We start from the raw sequence: 12,486 nt of genomic DNA, 5'->3' as shown, positions 1-12,486 counted from the left end.
AACACGTCATCAGTCTACTGGATGCCATCTATCGATGGTGTCTGGTAGCTTTTTTTGTAGTGAACGAGGTGAAAAGAGACTTATTTCTTGAAGGAATAGTTTCTTAAATAATTAATATGGTTAGCTTTATAAAGTGGTGAAATAATGGTATATTTTTGAATAATCTATCAGTTATATCAAAAAGGATGGTGCAAATTTTGAAAAAGAATATGATGAGGAATATGGTGATTGCGATCATCGTACTGTTTGTTGTTGCCATAGCCATTCGTTACATGTATCCGTATAGCACTCTCAGCATCAACAAAAAAGTTGAAGTGGATTCGGACCAAACAACGAGTCGTTATCATAACAACCTTCAAAAGTTGTCTTCACACGTTCCGACTCTGTCGGAAGATGAAGAGTACAATGAAAAAATAAAGGCGCAGGTGGAGAACGTCCTCGCTTCTTCTGCATTAAATGAGAAAGATGTACGTAAAGCGGATATACTACAATTATTGAATGACATGAACGGTTTAGTGAAAAGCATAGGACATCACGTCAGATATCAACCAGATTATTTTAATGAAAAGCAGCGATCGTATCTGATTGCATTCAAAAATCATCTTCAAGCGAACTCCTATAATACGAATCAAATCATTGAAGACTCCTTTTCAAGCAACGATGAAATCGTCACTTCAATTCATGAGTTGTACAAAGGGATGAATCAAGACATCGAAGCCTTGTTACAGCTGAGTTGAATCGTTTTTACGACGGTTTGTCAAATTAAGCGCAACACTTCTTCGGAAAAAGACTTCGTATACAGTTTTCCAATACAAACACTTTCTTGGTCGATTGTTGATTCTAGAAAGTGCGTGATTTAATTCTGTCTTGTTGTTCATTCCGAAGTTGGTTCCCTTTGGGAAAAACTCACGGAGAAGACTATTGGTATTCTCGCTGCTGCCAAGTTGCCATGAAGAATCAGATAGAGGTCAAACAATTATAAGTAAATTTTCCATTCACTCAGATGTAAGATTTGCTATTATTTTATACAGTCCATGTGATTTAGGAAGAGCTATAAGTGTCCAAGAAGAAAGACCATATGCACGACAAAATGTCATTTTTGAACATTGATATTTTGTAACAAAACTTGGTATCGAGGATGTGGTGGCATAAAAAAAGGGGACGTAGATCTCCCTAATAACCTATCAGGGGTTATCTAAAAAGAATATGATGAATCAGGAGCAGGGAAATACAAAATTGCAAACGAGTTAGAAGAATCAGGTAACGAAATTGACTAAAAGTCAATCAGATAAAGTTTGTGAAAACGGTCGGGATCGACCGTTTTTTTTCGTGCTTAATTCTGCAGCAACTGTAACATTGCGAGAAATTGTCATGTCACGAAAGAATGATAATTTTTTATTCAGATATGTAAGAACACCATACTATTTGTATGGCATCGAATTAACAATAAATGGTTTTTTGGTGGTATAGTCGATTTATTCAGTCTTTCTAAATAAGACTTTTATAAAAATCATCAACGGGGGTACTTATGTTAAGTTTTAAAAATTCAACAACAGAAGTGAGTGACAGTGGAACAGATATTGCTATTTTATCAGTTGGAGCGACCGAACAATTTGGACCATACTTGCCAATGCATTTAGATACATTGATCGCAGAAAAATATGCTGAACACTATGGAGAAGTATTAAACGCTTATGTGTTACCAACTATTCCATTTAATACTTCAGAAGAACATGCCAATTGCAAAGGTACTATTACAGTAAGTCCAACAGTTTTAACAACAATGCTAGAAGAAATAATAATTAATTTAAACAGACAAGGATTCAAAAAGTTTGTCCTTTGTAATGGACACGGAGGTGCATATTGGGAATCTTCATTCGTTAAACACATGAACTACAAATATCCAGAACTACTTGTAATTACTACATATCGTTATTTAGCGTGGGAAGAAGCGTTAGAAGAAGTAAATTTAGAAGGCCATAATGAGATGCACGCAGGGTTATTATCTGTTTGTGCTGCAATGTGGCTATGTCCGGAATTAGTTAAGCTGGAATCTATGGGCTCTGATGTGCCTCTAGAAAACAGAAAATTTGCTGACTATATGTTTTGGGATAAATTAACCGAAGATGGTTGCTGGGGTAAGTTCGATAAAGAAACATACTCTCCAAATCAACTAGCTGAAATTGGAGAAAAATTTTGGACTTCCTTTATTTCTAAAAGAGGTGAAAACTTGAAAGATATTCTCGAAGAAGCATATCTAAAAAAAATGAATTGAAGATTGCTACCGCACTTCGGTTTCGGTGTTTACGCATGCACTTCGTTTGCTGGCGTACTGAGGAACGTTGATCGCATTGTAGGAAGGATTCTGTTTTAGCTCACGTGAGATCGTAGACGGCTGTCGTCTAAGAGATTGAGCGATCTTTCGCATTGAAAATCCAATCTCTAGATAAGCTTCTATTTTGACTCTTTCTGATATTGTAAGATGAACATAGCTCATAACGAATCCTCTGTTAAAATTTGGGTGGTAACTCGATTCTACACGAGGTCGTTATGAGTTTTTTTGTGTTTTCAGCTAGGTGTTACACTCAATATTACAATTCGTCTACGAATAAAGATGTTCTACTTGCTGCGTGAATGAGTACTGACTATTGATTCATAAGAATCATGGCTATTCTAATGTAACTTCGAAAATCAAAAATGTAGTCATGCACTTCCATTCGATCGAAGCATTCTTACATATTGAAATAAATCTTCTTCTTTTAATGGGCGACTAAAATAATAGCCTTGGAAATAGTCACAGCCCTCTCGAGCAAGCCAGTCAGCTTGTTCAGCTGTTTCCACTCCTTCAATCAAGACCTCGATATCAAGATTATGTCCCAGTTGAATCATCGATTGGACGATTGCTTGCTGGTTCGTCTCTTCAAACAAGGAACTGATGAAAGAACGATCAATCTTTAATAACTGAATTGGCAATGAGCGAAGCTGTTTAAAAGAAGAATAACCGGTACCGAAGTCGTCTAATGAGACGCGAATCCCAAGTTGTTGCAGTCGAGCTAATTTTTCGTAAATTGCTGTCTCATACGATAAGGCGGCAGACTCCGTAATTTCGAGCTCGAGGTAGGCTGGGTTCATCCCTGTCTCAGCAAGGATTATCTCAACACGCTTCAGGAACTTTTGGCTTGCGAACTGAAGCGGTGAGACATTGACGGCAATCGAGAACGACTCAGGCATGACGTCTTGCCACGCCACCCAGCGCAGGCAGGCAGTCCGTAACACCCAGTCACCAAGGGCGTGAATCGCTCCAGTATTTTCAGCGACCGGAATGAATTCTGCTGGGGAGACGAAGCCAAGTTCATCGTGCGTCCAACGTGCTAAAACTTCAACACCTATCATTTGTTCCGAAGCCACCATGATTTTCGGTTGATAGACGAGCTCGAACGCTTCTGTTTCAAGTGCTTCAGTCATGAATTTTTCAATCTGTACGGTTCGTAAAATATCATTTCGATTCTCAATCTTGAACTCCTTAATCGTATGTTGTGCTTCATTGAACGAAGCGTGCAGTGCTAGTTTTGCATACTCGATCAACTCTTGTGCGATTGTCGTGTCTTCCGGGTAATGGCTAATGCCAGCTCGCATTGTAAGCGTGATGACCGTTCCATCAATATCAAACGGTTGCGATAAGGCGGCGTAACATTTCTCGGCTTTCTGTGTCGCGAGTTGACTCCGTTCGTCGCTGAGGATGACGAGAAATTCGGACGAATCGAGTCGCGCTAGGACATCTTTTTCATGAATCACCGATTGCAATCGTTCTGCAATCTGAAGTAATAGGCTCTCTACACCTTGATGTCCGAGCATGTCACTGAGGAAACGCCAGCGATCTACACTGAGTGCCAGACATGAAATCGGAATCGCTTGTTTGATTTGTTCTTCAATGAACAGGGAGACTATGTTTCGATTCGGTAAATCCGTCAACCGATCGTGAAAGGCGAGATACTCGAGCTGACGCTGAGATGATACTTGATCCGTAATGTTTCGGAAGAACCAAAGCGTCTGATTCAAGTTCTCTCCCTTGAGCGGATGATTGACGACTTCAAGAATACATTCGTCGACGTGTAGTATCTGACGCGTATGATCCGGAACATCAAGACATAGAGCAGCACTATGTTCCGTTAAGTACAAATGACGCTCAGGAAAGAACTGATAGAATAGTGAATTTGCATATTGAATTGTTCCGTCGGGATTCGTCGTTACGACACCGTCTTCGGTTGATTCAAGAATCGTCGCTTGGACGAGATCCCGCTTGCGTAGCTGGAGATCAAATAAAACAGAAGCGAAGAAGACGATGAACAAAAACAGAGTGACAACCGAAACAAGAGTCAAAAGCATTGTCGGTTCGATCACTCGATCACTCGTGAACGATGGAATCATACGGAATTTTAAACCAAGCATACCGACGTGATGCATTCCGAAAATTGCAATTCCCATGATAAAGGCAAAGAAAACTTTTGTCTGAATCATCATCTGTTGCTTCGCATATCGAGAGAAAAAGCCAATCCAGAGCGCAGTCCAAGATGCGATAATCGCAATCAAAATCGATAGCAAGACATATCCTAGGTGATATTGAAGCGTCATTCCTTGCAAAGCCGCAATCCCGACATAATGCATCCCCGCGATCGCACTTCCCATTAAAAAGCCACCGAGGACGAATGACTCACGGGACATCTGGCGTGAGACAAGATAAAATCCTAAAATACATCCAATCACCGCGATGATGACGGACAGAAAGACGAGCGGGAATGAATAGGTCGCATCCTTCAAGGTGCCGTGTCCAAGCATCGCGACGAAGTGCATCGACCAGATGCCAAGACCTAAAATCGATCCACCGGCAATCAGCCAAATATGTTTTGAACGATTAGTTGCCGTTTTGACGCGACCAGCGAGCTCGATCGCGATGTAAGCGGATGTCGCTGCAATGAGATAAGACAACGTGATAAGTAAAAAGTCGGTATGAGAATGCATCGTGTGGGTTGGCATGATGGACGAAGTCACCTCGACAGAGTGGAATGATTAATCGAATTATAAAGGTGTAATCTAGATACCCTTTTTTGAGAGATCGTATACATGTTCTAAAAATGTATAAAAAAGTATCAAACTTATGAGGTTTTATCAAGCAATCATACAGGTGATGAGACGTTGATTATCCAAAGCATATTTATAGTTATGATGAAAGTGAGCTGACCGTGTAAACGATTCCATGATACGCTAGGGAACAGAAAAGATTGTCTAGAAAGAAGGAATTCCTATGCATATTCTTGTTATTGATGATGAGGCGAGCATCCGGCATCTCGTCAAACTACAACTTGAGCTCGATGGTCAGACGGTCGAGACGGCAGCGGACGGGGCAACGGCACTCGCATTGCAAGAGACACAAACCTTTGATTTGATCGTCCTTGATTTGATGCTCCCGGATACGACCGGCTTCGATTTGATTCCCAAGCTGCGGAAGACGACACCTGATTTACCAATCTTGATGCTGACAGCACGTGATCAAATGAACGATAAGATCATCGGGCTGCAGCTCGGAGCGGATGACTACATGACGAAACCGTTTAATGGAACGGAACTCGTCTTACGTGTGAAAAATCTGTTGAAACGTGTAAAGACGGTCGCACCACCCATGCCTGTCGTGACGGATCCCTTCTTATCGGTTGATCCGGAAGAACGCGTCATCCGTCTCGACGGTCAACCGTTGCCGCTGACGTACCGAGAGTATGCGTTGCTCGCACTCTTCCTGACCCATCCGAAACGGGTCTTCGAGCGTGACGAACTGCTCGAACAGGTCTGGGGCTTTGACTTCTCCGGTCAGACCCGTGCCGTCGATATTATGGTCCAGCGCTTACGGAAGAAACTCGGAGTGCAAGGGGAGCGGATCAAGACGATTTACGGTGTCGGCTACAAATGGGTCGACGCATGAAGCTACGTCAAGTCATCACGGAAAACTTCGTTTTGCTCCTCGTTCCGGCACTGCTCGTTCTCTTCTTGATTCTTTATGCCTTCATCCAATCGAACCTCTATGAGAACGCTGTCGAGTCTGTCCAAAAACTGAGTCGGGAAGCAGAACTCTATACGACGAACTATCTCGCGAGCGAAGAGACGGACTCGCTCGCCGATACGGCTGTCCCGATTGCTTCATACTTAGCAGACCGGTTTGACGCGCGCGTCCAACTGTTCGGACCGAATGCGGAACTACTCGCCGATTCGGAGCGCGATCAATTACCGCTTCTCGCAGGGGACATTGATCAAGCCTTAAAAGGAAAATCGAGTTATCTGTTCCTCAAAGAGACCGATGTTCCTGTGCTATTCTTCTCGAGCCCGCTGTATGGTGAGACAGACGTCATCGGTTCCGTCCGCTTTCTCGTCGATCTCCGGACGGAAGCGGAACTGCTTCGACAATTTACCTATGTCTTTACCGGTGTGTTTCTGATGTTGATTGTGATTGCCGTTTGGACAGCGCGGCGGATGGCGAAGACGTTAATTGGACCAATCGACGATTTACGTAGCGTCTCGCATGCCTTGACGAAGGGGCATTATGCAAACGCACTTCCAGCCTATCCATACGAAGAACTGAATCGACTGGCAGCGGACTTTTCGACGCTTGCTGACGCGATTCAGCACAACATCGGACAACTGGAACAACAACGAAACGACCAACAGACATTCATTGATCACATCACCCATGAACTTCGAACACCGATGACGGCGATCATGGGCTACGTCGAGTTAATTCCGAAGCTGCCGCCAGACGAAGCGACACACTGTTACCACTACATCGAAGTCGAGAGCCAGCGCTTATTACGACTCGTCTCGCATAATCTCGAACAGGCGAAACAACAGCGCAACGAACGCCACGCGACGTCGACGATGTTCGCACTCGATGCTTTGCTCGCAGACGCCTTATTCATCATGCAACTGCGACTTGACGGACAAGGGATTCAAGTCGAACAGGATGTTCCGCCTATTTACGTGCTCGGACAACCGGATCAGACGAAACAAGTCTTGTTAAATCTTCTCGAGAATGCCGTCAAATACAGTGACGCGATGACGGTGACGTTCGCAGTAGTCAGTACGGACACGAGCTTACAACTTCTCATGACAGATGACGGAATTGGTATGGATCCAGCCGTCCTGACCGAATGGAAGGATGAGCAACATAGTCTGACGACGGCGAGCGGGAATGGACTCGGTCTACCGCTTTGTCGGCGTTTGATGCAGGAACAAGGCGGTGATTTTGCACTGGAAAGTGATGCGAGCGGTACACGTATCACACTTACATTCCGATTAGCCGACCAAACGTGATGTAATCGCTTACAAATGATACATTTACGAAACAATTCGACCGGATTTACGAAACAATTACCCCGTAATCTAAGAATCAAGCAAGGAGAGGAATCATGAAAGCATCGACCATCGCCTATCTCTTCCTGATGGGGGTCTTGTTTGCCCTCGGTCTTCTTTTGCTTCAGCAGACGGTCTTCGGACGCTTACATGTCCTCGATGAACCGAAACGACTGAATGCTTCCGATGACTCGCTCCCGACCGAGTTGACGTTACGTCACCGGGCATGGGGGGAGCAGACGGTAGAAGACGGAACGGAAGTCCAGCGCATCACGACGCTATTGAAGCAAATGAAGACGGTGACAAACGGGACCTGTCCAGCAGATCCTGCGACATTTAACGGGACGCTTCGTTTCTTGAACGGAACGACGTGGACGTTCTCGCTCGGGGAAAGCATGACACTGAATGGACAATGTGTCGCAAAACGTCCTAGCACCCAGACGACGACATTAAAAGCACGGTTCTTAAACGCCTACCACGAACCGGAACAGCTCGCGCGTCAGTTTGCTGAGGCGGAAGTCGTGACATGGTATGCAGCGGGACGGTCGCGTACTCTAACCGCACGCGAGCGTGAAGACGTCAAGCGTCGCCTGGCGCAAGCAGAGCCGATGACGGACTACGAAGAAGTCGGTCAGGCACTTGATGCGAGTCAGCGGCAGCCGCGCATTCTCAAGCTTCAACGGTTCATGAATGAGCAGAATACGCGTGCCAATCTGCTGAATATCACCGTGTACGAGACATTGTTCAGCGTTCAGTACATGGATGATGACAATGGAAACACTTTCTATTTAAAAGGACAACTCCTGCCGACCGGGAAGGAGGCGGATCGATGAGAAAAGGAATGCTCTTCTTGCTGAGTATCATTTGTCTCATGAGCATTTGGATCGTCCGCAACAATGAACAGACGAAGCAGGGAACGGCTGCACGGGAAACCGTTCCGCATTTGACGGCGTATGTCTCCGCGAAAGAGGATATCGGTCGCGCCTTGCTGTCGTCATATTGTGAGCAGGCGGGTTGTACGTATGAGTTCGTGCGTCTCTCGACAGAAGAACTCGTCCGGCGTGTGACGAAGGAAGCGGATCACCCGCGTGCCGACGTCATCATCGGCGGAACGTGGGATGCCCACCAGACGCTCAAACAACGCGGCTTGTCGACACCGTTCCCAAGCGACATGGATCAAGCAGAACTGCAGGATCCGGATCGCTACTGGATCGGCTATGAAGTCGAACGCTTAGCGATCGTCATTAATACAGACGTTTGGAACGAGCGGTTCGGGGCGGCACCGTATCCGAAGACGCTCGCTGACTTGACGGCAAAGCGGTATCAGGACGAGTTGATTTTGCCGGATCCGAATCATTCTGGTACCGGTGCGACGATCCTGCAAGCGGTCTTTGACGGATACGGAACGAAGGCAGAAGAGGTCTTACGCCAGCTAATCGAGCGAACGCGACTATTCACGGCGAACGGCTTTGCACCGACGTCGTATGTCGCCAGTGGGGAAGCGATGCTTGGGGTCAATTTCATCGGGGATCAACAATCGCTGCGCGAAAAGTATTATCCGGTCAAAAGCGTCCCACTCGATACGTACTCGATCAACGCGATTTCAAAGCTGAAAGGACGGACGCAACAAAAGCAGGCGAACGCCTTCATGCGTTTCGTGCTTTCAGCAGACGGTCAGGCCATCTTGCGGAAAGTCTCGTTTGGTACGCCGACCTATGCGATCGCGAAAACACAACCGATCCAGCAAAACGTCGGACAGGATATCGTCGCCGATTACCGGGACTATCTCCGCCGATTCAATCAGCTCCAGGACAAATGATGCGAAGACTCTGATTCAGATAGGGGAAATGGAAGATGGGCTTCTTCAGCATCAAAAAATTGCCGAATGCCGGCATACCAATCGAAGTACAACGGAAACAATGGTTACAACAATTCTTAAAGGCATTTTTAGTCGTCTTCTTCTCATACATGGCGATGTATCTCATCCGGAACAACTTCAAGGCAGCGCAACCGCTCTTGAAAGAGGAACTCGGCTTTACGACGACGGAACTCGGATATATCGGCTTTGCCTTCTCGATTACATACGGAATCGGGAAAACGTTACTCGGTTATTTCGTTGACGGGAAAAACACGAAACGTGTCATCTCGTTCTTATTGATCTTATCTTCTCTAATTGTCACCGCGATGGGACTGTTGATGAGTGCTGGTGGAAGTCCAGTCGGTCTCTTGATGGTTTTATGGGGACTCAGTGGGTTCTTCCAATCGGTTGGGGGACCGTCGTCGTATTCGACGATTGCTCGTTGGACACCGTTTGAAAAACGTGGGCGTTACCTCGGTTTCTGGAACGTTTCGCACAACATCGGTGGAGCGATTGCCGGGGGTCTCGCCCTTTGGGGAGCGAACGTCTTCTTTAACGGCAGTGTCGTCGGGATGTTCATCTTCCCAGCTGCGATCGCGCTCGTCATCGGGATCGTCGGTCTGTTCATCGGGAAGGATGATCCGGAGGAACTCGGGTGGAATCGGAGTGAAGAGATCTTCGAGGAACCGATCGAACCGGAAAATATCGCTGCAGAAAGCATGACGAAATGGCAAATCTTTAAAACGTACGTCATCTCGAACCCCTGGATTTGGACGCTCTGTATCGCGAACGTCTTCGTCTACATCGTCCGAATCGGGATTGATAACTGGGCGCCGCTCTATGTTACAGAACATCTGCACTTCAGCACGGAGAGTGCCGTTAATACGATCTTCTTCTTTGAAATCGGTGCGTTATGCGGCAGTATGATTTGGGGTTACGTGTCCGATTTACTCAAAGGACGCCGGGCGCTCGTTGCCGCGATCTGTCTTTTGCTGACGGCCGTCGCGGTCCTCGGTTATCGTTACGGTACGAGTGAACTCATGATTTATGCGTCATTGTTCGCACTCGGTGCGCTCATCTACGGTCCGCAGCTCTTGATCGGTGTCTCGGTCATCAGCTTTGCACCAAAACAAGCGACGACGGTCACGAACGGGATGGTCGGAACGTTCGGTTACTTGTTCGGTGATTCGATCGCAAAAGTCGGTCTCGCAAAAATCGCTGATCCGGAAACGAATGGTCTAACGATCGGTTCCGTTACGTTGCACGGTTGGAGTGACACGTTTGTCATCTTTAATGCTGCGTTACTGTTCGGTTTGATCGCCCTCGCCATTGTCGCCGTCGTCGAGGAGAAAAAAATTCGCCGCCTCGGACTGCTGGAACGCCAAGCGGACAAACTAAGTTCATGAATATGGACAGCCTCTTGATTAAAAAGGGGCTGTTTTTTGTTGCTCATATTTAAGGTCCAAAAACTTTGGATGACGTTCTTATATAAAAAAATATCTTTTGTGCATGTTTTGTCGCAGACAGGGAAGCACTAATACTATCGAAGTTGATCGTTGTGCCTGTTTGAAGAGAGGAGTTTTTGTATGTCTGAATTATCCGGTTTCCCGTCATCGTATTGGAAAGCATCATCTGCTGGTGTATCGTATCCACCCCTTGAGACAGACACAAAACATGATGTCGTCATCGTTGGAGCTGGCATTGCCGGTTTAGTCACCGCTTTGCAACTCGCAGAACGGGGGTATGACGTGGGTGTTATTGAAGCAGAAGAAGTGGCAGCTGGTACGACTGGATATACGACGGCAAAGGTGTCGTCTCAACATGGTCTCATCTATGATCAATTGATCAAAAGTGTAGGAGAGGACAAAGCACGACTTTATTATCAAGCAAATGAAGAAGCCATTACGTTTCTTCGTCATCAAGTCGAACGTCTTGATCTAGCGTGTGAGCTTGAAACCCAAGACGCGTATCTGTATGTCTCTTCTTCAAAAGAGAATGCGATGGATCGAGAAATCAAAGCGTATGCTCGTCTTGAGATAAACGGTGGCGATGCGACAGATGAAGTACAGAAAAAGTTGCCGTACACCGTGAAGCGGGCGGTCGTTCTGCGCGATCAAGCACAGTTTCATCCCGTCAAGTACTTACAGGGCTTAGCAGAACATTTCGTCCGACAAGGGGGGACGCTGTATGAAAAGTCACGGGCGACGACGATTGAAAGTAATCGAACACCGACGATCGTCCTTGAGAATGGATATCGTATTGAAGCTAAGAAGGTCGTGATCGCAACCCATTTTCCGTTTCATGATTTCAAAGGATTATATTTTTCGAAGCTTGAAGTTCATCGATCGTACATCGTTTCAGGATTCGTCGACGATTCGTTTCCTGACGGTATGTTCATGAGTGCCGATCAACCAAGTCGTTCTTTACGACACACACGTACTTCGGACGGTCGTCGATTAGGACTGTTTGGTGGTGAAAATCATTTATCGGGTCACGAAACGGAAACGATGGCACGTTATCAGCACTTAGCTGATTTTGCGACGAACGCCTTTCAAGTGGAAACGTTCGACCGATTTTGGTCGGCGCAGGACTTAATTACACTGGATCACATCCCGTATGTCGGTCAAATGACAGCAGATGACCCGAACGTCTTTGTCGCAACCGGATTTGCAAAATGGGGCATGACGAATGGTATTGCGGCAGGACTGTTACTCAGTGATCTTTTAACTGGGACACCGAATCGGTTTCGACATCTGTTTGATCCGACGCGATCAAAACTTAAAGCAGTCGACGCGACCCAATTCATCAAGAATAACGCGGATGTCGCGATCGAACTCGTAAAAGGGAAAGTATCAAAAGCACATCGTGACGCAAAAGATCTTCAGCCTGACGAAGGAGGACTTGTGCGGCATCATGGAAAGACAGTCGGGGGATATCGTGATCCTGCCGGAAGGCTTCATCTCGTTTCAACGACGTGTACCCATATGGGATGTGATACGAAGTGGAATGCAGCCGAACGCTCATGGGACTGTCCGTGCCATGGTTCGCGCTTTGCACACGACGGGGCAGTGATGGAAGGACCTGCTGTTAAACCGTTAAAAAAGAGGGAAGAGTAAACAATATGCTCGTTGAAGTTTCTGAGAGAGGCAGATCGGAAATAATAAAAGATGCTGAAATATGAAAAAGAAAACAGGTGACTGTCTGTTTTAACAGAGAATAGTTCGGAGAACGGG

General features: G+C 46.1%; 10 protein-coding genes and 2 pseudogenes. 9 read left to right on the top strand and 3 right to left on the bottom strand.

Annotated features, from left to right (window positions below; translation table 11 throughout):
- The first annotated feature begins 224 nt into the window (after window positions 1-224).
- Window positions 225-737: a hypothetical protein gene (locus tag N179_RS13030; protein WP_143404478.1), complete on the top strand. Its 513-nt coding sequence runs from the start codon at window positions 225-227 to the stop codon at window positions 735-737.
- A 20-nt stretch (window positions 738-757) separates the two neighbouring features.
- On the opposite strand, the pseudogene N179_RS17165 reads toward N179_RS13030, so the two are convergent.
- Window positions 758-956 (bottom strand): annotated as a pseudogene (locus N179_RS17165) (IS30 family transposase); the annotation flags it as partial.
- Between N179_RS17165 and N179_RS17285 the strand changes: the two are divergent.
- Both N179_RS17285 and N179_RS13020 read left to right on the top strand, forming a co-directional pair.
- On the top strand, window positions 868-1,110 hold the full coding sequence (locus tag N179_RS17285; RefSeq protein ID WP_083639947.1) for a TIR domain-containing protein: 243 nt from the start codon (window positions 868-870) through the stop codon (window positions 1,108-1,110). The pseudogene N179_RS17165 and the gene N179_RS17285 sit on opposite strands and share 89 nt — an antisense overlap.
- Before the next feature lie 418 nt (window positions 1,111-1,528).
- Window positions 1,529-2,275, top strand: coding sequence for a creatininase family protein (locus N179_RS13020; protein WP_075643001.1), 747 nt, complete (start codon window positions 1,529-1,531; stop codon window positions 2,273-2,275).
- A gap of 33 nt (window positions 2,276-2,308) precedes the next feature.
- On the opposite strand, the pseudogene N179_RS13015 reads toward N179_RS13020, so the two are convergent.
- Window positions 2,309-2,497: pseudogene (locus N179_RS13015) on the bottom strand (helix-turn-helix domain-containing protein); the annotation flags it as partial.
- Between the two features lie 206 nt (window positions 2,498-2,703).
- Window positions 2,704-5,034, bottom strand: a complete 2,331-nt coding sequence (locus tag N179_RS13010) for a bifunctional diguanylate cyclase/phosphodiesterase (protein ID WP_244150239.1) — start codon at window positions 5,032-5,034, stop codon at window positions 2,704-2,706.
- A gap of 268 nt (window positions 5,035-5,302) precedes the next feature.
- Here N179_RS13010 and N179_RS13005 point away from each other — a divergent pair, with 268 nt between their 5' ends.
- From N179_RS13005 to N179_RS12980, 6 genes are all read left to right on the top strand, one after another.
- Complete coding sequence (locus N179_RS13005; RefSeq protein WP_075642999.1) at window positions 5,303-5,974, top strand: response regulator transcription factor; 672 nt, start codon at window positions 5,303-5,305, stop codon at window positions 5,972-5,974.
- Window positions 5,971-7,356 carry a HAMP domain-containing sensor histidine kinase gene (locus tag N179_RS13000; protein ID WP_158024764.1) on the top strand — a complete coding sequence of 462 codons (1,386 nt, stop codon included), beginning with the start codon at window positions 5,971-5,973 and terminating at the stop codon, window positions 7,354-7,356. Before N179_RS13005 ends, N179_RS13000 begins: the two co-directional genes overlap by 4 nt.
- A gap of 95 nt (window positions 7,357-7,451) precedes the next feature.
- Window positions 7,452-8,228 carry a DUF3919 family protein gene (locus N179_RS12995; protein WP_075642997.1) on the top strand — a complete coding sequence of 259 codons (777 nt, stop codon included), beginning with the start codon at window positions 7,452-7,454 and terminating at the stop codon, window positions 8,226-8,228.
- Entirely contained in the window at window positions 8,225-9,214 is a 990-nt protein-coding gene (locus N179_RS12990) for an ABC transporter substrate-binding protein (protein WP_058713026.1), read from the top strand. The genes N179_RS12995 and N179_RS12990 overlap by 4 nt, the downstream gene beginning before the upstream one ends.
- A 35-nt stretch (window positions 9,215-9,249) precedes the next feature.
- Window positions 9,250-10,659 (top strand): hexose-6-phosphate:phosphate antiporter, encoded by a 1,410-nt coding sequence (gene uhpT / locus N179_RS12985; RefSeq protein WP_023469436.1) that lies wholly within the window; start codon window positions 9,250-9,252, stop codon window positions 10,657-10,659.
- Window positions 10,660-10,839: 180 nt separating this feature from the next.
- Window positions 10,840-12,369 carry an FAD-dependent oxidoreductase gene (locus N179_RS12980; RefSeq protein ID WP_075642996.1) on the top strand — a complete coding sequence of 510 codons (1,530 nt, stop codon included), beginning with the start codon at window positions 10,840-10,842 and terminating at the stop codon, window positions 12,367-12,369.
- Window positions 12,370-12,486: the final 117 nt, after the last annotated feature.

The organism is Exiguobacterium indicum HHS 31, assembly GCF_001939065.1.
GTDB lineage: Bacteria > Bacillota > Bacilli > Exiguobacteriales > Exiguobacteriaceae > Exiguobacterium_A > Exiguobacterium_A indicum.
Note: the sequence above shows the minus strand (reverse complement) of the source record. Positions and strands in the feature narration are given on the sequence as shown.

Bases quoted from the DNA above. Each gene is read 5' to 3' on its own strand.
- N179_RS13010 (WP_244150239.1), bottom strand. From the start codon at position 5,034: ATGCCAACCCACACGATGCATTCTCATACCGACTTTTTACTTATCACG.
- N179_RS13020 (WP_075643001.1), top strand. From the start codon at position 1,529: ATGTTAAGTTTTAAAAATTCAACAACAGAAGTGAGTGACAGTGGAACA.
- N179_RS13005 (WP_075642999.1), top strand. From the start codon at position 5,303: ATGCATATTCTTGTTATTGATGATGAGGCGAGCATCCGGCATCTCGTC.
- N179_RS12990 (WP_058713026.1), top strand. From the start codon at position 8,225: ATGAGAAAAGGAATGCTCTTCTTGCTGAGTATCATTTGTCTCATGAGC.
- uhpT (WP_023469436.1), top strand. From the start codon at position 9,250: ATGGGCTTCTTCAGCATCAAAAAATTGCCGAATGCCGGCATACCAATC.
- N179_RS13000 (WP_158024764.1), top strand. From the start codon at position 5,971: ATGAAGCTACGTCAAGTCATCACGGAAAACTTCGTTTTGCTCCTCGTT.
- N179_RS12980 (WP_075642996.1), top strand. From the start codon at position 10,840: ATGTCTGAATTATCCGGTTTCCCGTCATCGTATTGGAAAGCATCATCT.
- N179_RS12995 (WP_075642997.1), top strand. From the start codon at position 7,452: ATGAAAGCATCGACCATCGCCTATCTCTTCCTGATGGGGGTCTTGTTT.